The 6,384-nt window shown below is 66.9% G+C and carries 6 protein-coding genes; all 6 read right to left on the bottom strand.

Features of this window, described 5'->3' with window-relative positions; translation table 11 throughout:
- Nucleotides 1–674: DUF4390 domain-containing protein (locus ACCD03_RS25265; protein ID WP_413413260.1), on the bottom strand; the 674-nt coding region annotated here is incomplete at its 3' end.
- Between the two features lie 13 nt (nucleotides 675–687).
- Complete coding sequence (rsmB, locus tag ACCD03_RS25260) at nucleotides 688–2,019, bottom strand: 16S rRNA (cytosine(967)-C(5))-methyltransferase RsmB (protein ID WP_413413259.1); 1,332 nt, start codon at nucleotides 2,017–2,019, stop codon at nucleotides 688–690.
- Between the two features lie 103 nt (nucleotides 2,020–2,122).
- The gene (gene htpX / locus ACCD03_RS25255; RefSeq protein WP_045205157.1) at nucleotides 2,123–2,983 is read right to left on the bottom strand and encodes a zinc metalloprotease HtpX; all 861 of its coding nucleotides are present in this window, start codon (nucleotides 2,981–2,983) and stop codon (nucleotides 2,123–2,125) included.
- A 120-nt stretch (nucleotides 2,984–3,103) separates the two neighbouring features.
- Nucleotides 3,104–3,760 carry a LysE family translocator gene (locus ACCD03_RS25250; RefSeq protein WP_413413258.1) on the bottom strand — a complete coding sequence of 219 codons (657 nt, stop codon included), beginning with the start codon at nucleotides 3,758–3,760 and terminating at the stop codon, nucleotides 3,104–3,106.
- Nucleotides 3,761–3,791: 31 nt separating this feature from the next.
- Entirely contained in the window at nucleotides 3,792–4,775 is a 984-nt protein-coding gene (fmt, locus tag ACCD03_RS25245; protein ID WP_413413257.1) for a methionyl-tRNA formyltransferase, read from the bottom strand.
- A gap of 58 nt (nucleotides 4,776–4,833) precedes the next feature.
- Nucleotides 4,834–6,384, bottom strand: a 1,551-nt coding sequence (locus ACCD03_RS25240) for an ArnT family glycosyltransferase (protein ID WP_413413256.1), incomplete at its 5' end; no start/stop codon positions are given.

Raw genomic sequence — 6,384 nt, 5'->3', positions numbered from 1 at the left:
GAAGATGCCGGTGCGCTGGCCGGCGGCGCAGCAGGCGCGGGCGCCGGGGTCGGCGGCGGTTCATTCGGCACCAGCAGGCTGAAGCGCTTCCACTCGGAGCTGAGATTCCAGTCGCGCGTGTTGACAGCGTTGATCTGGAACGGCTTGGGGAGCTGCGTTACGTCGAGGCGCATGCGCACTTCGGCCTGCACGGTCTCGCCAGCCTTGACGGCGCGTTGCTCGAATACGCGCCAGCCACGCACGTGCTGCATGAAGTCGACGGCGTCTTTCAGGCGCGAGAACGGCACCTGCAGGCCCCCGGTCGACACGCGGTACTGGCGCGTGAGCGGGTGATACGAGAGCCGCACCACGCGCGTGGCGCTGATGGCATGGTCGTCAAACCAATACCAACGGGGGCGAATCAGTTCAAATTCAACCAGGAAGTAGAGCGCGATGCCCTTGTTCACCGCGTCTTCGAGGTTGCTGGGCAGATCGAAATCGAAATCGGCGGAGAGGTTCCAGCCGCCGTCGGCGTATTCGAGCTGGGCCCGGTTGATTTCGATGGATTGTGCGGATGCCGTGACCGGACACCACACCAACAGCATGCCCAGAGCGACCAGCGCGACCAGCCGTTGCAGAATCTGCCGGAACCGGGATTGCAGCAGCCGGATCGATGGGCGAAGGATGACAGTCACAACGGTCGGTGCATCAGGGCCGTTTCTGGAAAACCGCGTAAAAGAAGCCGTCGTGATCGAGCGGCAAGGGCGAAGCGCCGGGGGCGAACCCGCTGGCCTGCGCCGCGTCGGGCGAGACCGGCAGCAACTGGCCGGGCGCGTGCAATCGTATCGCATCTTCCAGATGGCGTTCAAACCATTGGGCCTGGTCTTCGCCTTCCGTCGGAAAAATCGAACACGTGACATAAACCAACTTGCCACCAGGCTTCAAGCATGCCCAGAGGGCGCGCACGATGTCTCGCTGCAGGCCGGCCAGGGTCTTGAGGTCGGCCGGACGACGCAGCCAGCGGATGTCCGGATGGCGCCGCACGATGCCGGCGGCCGAGCACGGCACATCGGCCAGGATGCGATCGAACGGTCGGCCATCCCACCAAGTGTCGGGTTTGGCCGCATCGCCGACGCAAATGGTGGCGGTCTGGTGCAGGCGCGCCAGGTTTTCGCTGATGCGCACGGCGCGCGCGGCATCCGACTCCAGTGCCGTGACGTCTAGGCGGTCGGCCAGCTCAAGCAGATGGCCCGTCTTGCCGCCGGGTGCGGCGCAGGCATCGAGCACGCGCTGGCCGGGCGCCACGTCGAGCAGCGTTGCCGCCAGTTGTGCCCCGGCGTCCTGCACCGAGACATCGCCATCGGCAAAACCGGGCAGTTCGGAAACGGGGACGGCGCGCGCAAGGCGTACGGCTTGCTCGCCGATGCGCTCGGCGTCGATGCCGGCTTCGGCCAGGCGTGCGAGATACGCGTCGACGGCAATGCGGCGCGGGTTCACGCGCAGCACCATCGGCGGGCGGCGGTTGCCGGCGGCCAAGATGGCTTGCCACGCGTCGGGATACGCGCTGCGTACGGCGTCGATCCACCACGTTGGGTAGTTTGTGGCGGCCGACAGATCTGCCTGCATGTCTGCGACCAGCGTATTTTGCTCGCGCAGGAAGCGGCGCAGCACGCCGTTGACCATGCCCTTGCCGTGCGAAAGTTTAGGGTCGGCCGAGGCGGCCGTGACGGTTTGGTCGACCACGGTGAACGGCGCGTACGGCAGCGGGTCGTCCAGCAGTTGCGCGAGCGCCACGCGCAGCAGGTTGGCGGCGCCTTCAGCGGGCGGGCGCGGGATCAGCGTGTGGATCAGCCAGTCTGTGCTGCCGAGCCAGCGCGTGGCGCGGTAGGCGAGATCTTGCACGGCGCCCCGCACCGGCGCGGGCTGGCCCTGGCACGCGGCGTCGATGGCCTGGGGCAATGCCGTGCCCTGCCGGAGCTTGCCCAGTGCAACAGCGGCAAGCGACAAGGCGTGGGCGAGGGAATCGGGCGGCAGGCGCATCGGTCAGCAGGAAATCAGGCGATCAAAATGCAACGAGCCCGCGATGGGCGGGCTCGTGCGGACGGCGGAAGTATAAAGGAAGCGCCCGGCCGGGCAGCCGCTTTTACGCCGGATACTGCCCCGTCTGCGCCATCTGCATCAGGCGCGCGACGCGCTCCTCCGTGGCCGGGTGCGTGCTGAACAAGTTGGCCAGGCCGCCGCCGTGCAGGGGGTTCATGATCATCATCTGCGCGGTGGCAGGGTGGGCTTCAGCAGCGGCAAACGGAATGCCGGCGGCATAGCGGTGGATCTTATCCAGCGCTGAAGCCAGTGCCTGCGGGTCGCCGCTGATGGTCGCGCCCCCACGGTCGGCTTCGAACTCACGCGCGCGGGAAATCGCCATCTGGATCATCGCTGCCGCCAGCGGCGCAAGGATCGCCACCGCAATCCCGGCGATCGGGTTGGCCGGACGGCCTTCGCTGTCGCGCCCACCGAAGAACACGGCAAAGTTGGCCAGCGCCGAGATCGCCCCGGCCATCGTGGCCGAGATGGTCGAGATCAGGATGTCGCGGTGCTGCACGTGCGCCAGCTCGTGCGCCATCACGCCGCGCAGCTCGCGTTCCGACAGGATATTGAGGATGCCGGTGGTCGCGGCCACGGCGGCGTGCTCCGGGTTGCGGCCGGTGGCGAAGGCGTTGGGCTGGGCTTCGTCGATGAGATAGACGCGCGGCATGGGCAGGCCGGCACGGCCGGCAAGCTCCTGCACCATCCGATAGAACTGCGGCGCGCTGGTCTCGTTGACTTCCTGCGCGTTGTACATGCGCAGGACCATCTTGTCGGAGAACCAGTACGAGAAGAAATTCATGCCCAGCGCGAACAGCAGCGCCAGCATCATCCCGCTGCGTCCGCCGATCATGCCGCCGATGACGATGAACAGCGCGGTAATCGCTGCCATCAACATGAAGGTCTTGATCCAGTTGAACATGGGGGCGTGGCTCCTGTGGGTCTAGGGTTTTGTGAGTTTGTTAGATCGCGATAATCGCTGAAAATTCAAGGGTTTGCGCGGGACTTGCGCGATATTTCGCCGCAGATGACGCTTGACCTATCAACGGGTGGTGAACGCCAGCCGCGCGCCAAGCCCAATGAACGCCGTGCCGACCACGCGATCGAGCCAGCGCTTGATGCCCGGCTTGCCGGCCACGCGGCGCGTGACGCTGGCGGCCACCCACGCCACCAGGCTGTTCCAGATCGTCGACATGACAATGAACACCGCGCCCAACGCCAAGAATGCCAGCGCCTTGTGGCTGGCGTGTGGATCGACAAACTGCGGGAAGAACGACAGGAAGAACAGCACGACCTTCGGATTCAGCACATTGGTGAGAAAACCCTGCATGAAGAGCGACTTGAGCGGACGCGCGCGCTTGGCGGCGGGCGTTTCCGCTTGTTCGACCGGGGCGTCGTCGCGCTCGGGCGGCGCCAGCAGCATGCGGCCGCCCAGGTAGATCAAGTACGCCGCGCCCACCACCTTGATGACTGTGAATGCCACGGTGGAAGCCGCCAACAGCGCCGTCAGCCCGAACGCGACTGCCAGCACATGCACGCAGCAACCCGCCGATACGCCCAGCGCCGACAGCAGCCCCGCCGCCCGTCCTTGCGAAACGCTGCGCCCGACGATGTAGGCCGTGTCGGGCCCAGGCGTCACATTCAGCAGAAACACGGCCAGCATGAAGAGCGGCAGATTGACGATGCCCAGCGCGGTCATGGCGAAATCCTCTTCTATATAGATTGGGCGGTTAGCCGCGCGATGCGAAGCGCTGGCCGGGCTCGATTGCCAGGCCTTGCAGGAATTCGCGTGCGGGCAGGCGTTTGCCGCCGGGCTTCTGCAACTGGGTCACGCGTAGCGCGCCGGCGCCGCAGGCGATGGTGATGCCCTCGGCGTTGGCGGCCAGGACCGTGCCGGGTTCGGCGTCGGCCGGACGGTCGGCCAACGCTTGCGCTTGCCAGAACTTGATCGTCACGCCATCCAGCGCGGCCGATGCGCCGGGAAACGGATTGAACGCATGCACCTGGCGCAGCAGCGCGGCGGCCTGGTGTGACCAGTCCAGCGTGGCTTCATCCTTGGCGATTTTTTCCGCGTAGGTAATGCCTTCGGCGGGCTGCGGCGTGGCGTCCAGCTTGCCGTCTTGCGCCAACCTGGTGAGCGCCTCTACCACCATGCGTCCGCCGAGCGCGGCCAGCGTGTCGTGCAGCGTGGCCGTCGTGTCGGTCAGGCCGATGGGCACGCGTTCCATGGCGATCATGTCGCCGGTGTCCAGGCCCGCATCCATCTGCATGAGCGTGATACCCGATTCAGCGTCGCCCGCTTCGATCGCGCGGTGGATGGGCGCGGCGCCCCGCCAGCGCGGCAACAGCGACGCGTGGATATTGATGCAGCCAAAGCGCGGCAGGTCGAGCACTTCCTGCGGCAGGATCAGGCCGTAAGCGGCAACGACCATCACGTCAGGGCGCTGGGCGGCCAGGGCATCGATGGCTTCTGCGGCTTCTTGCGGATATTTGCCTGCGCGACGCAGCGACGGCGGCTGGAGGATCGGCTCGAACCCGTGCGTCACGGCGTACTGCTTGACGGGACTTGCCTGCAGTTGCAGGCCGCGCCCGGCCGGGCGATCCGGCTGGCTCAGCACGGCAACGACGGGAAAGCCGGCCTGATGGATCGCCGCCAGGGCAATCTGCGCAAATTCAGGCGTGCCGGCAAACGCTACGCGAAGGGTGGACGTCATGGATGGAAAACCGAAAACGAGGGGGAAGCGCGCTACACGACAGCGTAGCGCATTGGGCTTAGCGACGGCCGCGATGCGGGGTGTCGGTCAGCGGCACGATAGGCTCGGGCGACGGCAGCGCCTCGGACACGCCATTGCTGCGCCGCTGGAACAGCGAGAAGGTTTCGTTGGTGTCGCCCGGGCGGCTGCCGCGCCACACCATTTCCCAGTTGTTGCCGTGGGGGCGGCGTCGGGCATGTTCCGGGCGTTTTTCGAGCACGAGGATTAGGTCGCAGGTGCGTGCCGTCGGGTTGGGGTGGTGAGCGTCGCCGGCGCCGCTGTGGCCCAGCAGCCACTTGACTGGGCGCACGCCCGTTTCGTAGTGCATCAGCGCGCGCTCGCTTTCGCCCATGCCGCGCGTGGCCACGCAGATTTGCGCAGATTCGAGCACCGGTTTGATCGCCTGGAACAGCGGGCGGTAGCTGCGGGCATCGTCAATCCACGGCATCAGCAGGGTGCCGAGCAGGCCCCACACCATGCCCAGCCCCGCCGCCCACGCCACCACGCCGGAGCGCGCTGGCCGCAGCCACACGCAGGCGGCCCAAAGCGCCGTAATGCCCCCGGCGGCCAATACGGCCACCGGATGGATCAGCATGTCATACGGCAACGGCAGCACGCGGCCCAGCATCTTGGCCAGCCAGGCCGGCAGCAACTGCCCGCCGCTGGTCACTAGCGCGCCCCACACCGCCCAAACCACCAGCCCCAGCGCGCCAAACAACGCTACTGCCGCGCCCCATGCACGGGCGCGCCACGCGGGCGCAATCAGCAGCAGCATCGGCGCACCCAGCAGGGCTAGCGCGGGTTGCAGCGGCATCAGGTACACATCGCGCAGCACGGCCGAGCGCAGCACCACGGCAATCGTCGTCAGCACGAACAGCGCAACGACCAGGTGTCCCTGGTAAGGCAGCAGCCATGCCGTGCGCGCGCCGTGCCCGCGTTGCCGCACGAGCTTGTACAGCGACACGCCCAACACGGTCACCGCTGGCCATACCGCTGGCGTGCCGGTCAGGAAGATCGATCGGATGGTCGTCGCTAGCGACCCTTTCTCGCCACCCAGATGCGAGAAGCCAAAGAAGCGGCCGAGGTTGTTGACCCAGAACCATTCGATGAACAGGTCCGGCGATTCGTGCCAGAAGATGGCGGGCCAGATCACCAGCCATGGCAGCGCAACCAGCAGCGAAAAGCCATAGAAGCGCCACGCCTGGCGGTTGCGGAAATCCGGCAGCAGTGCGATCGCCGCCAGTAGGGTGATGGCGAACAGCCCAGGCACGAGCACGCCCTTGCCCAGGAACGCCACACCGATGCCCGTGCCGAACCACAATGCCGGACGCAGCACGTCGACGCCCTTTGCGCCCCCGGCTTCGCTCTCTTTGACGAAGCGCACGAGGCCATACAGGGCGATCGCGGTGCCGGCCAGTTGCGGGACATCGGCAATGAACTTGTGGACGTGCTCAACCAACCCGACGCAGCCGGCAAACAGCAGCAGCGCGCCCAACGCATAGTCGCGCAGCGCAGCGCCGCCGGCGTCGAGCCCGGCTTCGCGGCGTGCGGCCAGGGTCAGCCCAGGCCG

Source organism: Ralstonia sp. Ralssp135 (assembly GCF_047304345.1).
Classification (GTDB): domain Bacteria; phylum Pseudomonadota; class Gammaproteobacteria; order Burkholderiales; family Burkholderiaceae; genus Ralstonia; species Ralstonia chuxiongensis.
Note: the sequence above shows the minus strand (reverse complement) of the source record. Positions and strands in the feature narration are given on the sequence as shown.